Below are 262 nucleotides of genomic sequence, written 5' to 3'. Positions count from 1 at the left end.
GCTCAAGGCCGACGGCCTCGCCGCCGGCAAGGGGGTGATCCTGCCCACCGACGAGGCGGAGCTCGAAGCGGCGCTCTCGCTCTTCTTCGGCGAGCGGCGATTCGGCAGCGCCGCGAACCGGATCGTGGTCGAGGAGTGGCTCGCGGGGGAGGAGGTCTCGTTCATCGCGCTCGCCGACGGCGAGAACGTGTTGCCGCTCGCTCCGTCGAAGGATTACAAGCGGCTGCGCGACGGCGACCTCGGACCGAACACCGGCGGGATG

1 pseudogene is annotated in these 262 nt (G+C 70.6%); it reads left to right on the top strand.

Annotated elements, in window-relative coordinates:
- Positions 1–262, top strand: a pseudogene (locus tag FQ668_RS27650) (phosphoribosylamine--glycine ligase); the annotation flags it as partial.

It is taken from the genome of Pseudomonas sp. Kh14, from assembly GCF_900291005.1.
Taxonomy (GTDB): Bacteria; Pseudomonadota; Gammaproteobacteria; order Pseudomonadales; family Pseudomonadaceae; genus Aquipseudomonas; species Aquipseudomonas alloputida.
Note: the sequence above shows the minus strand (reverse complement) of the source record. Positions and strands in the feature narration are given on the sequence as shown.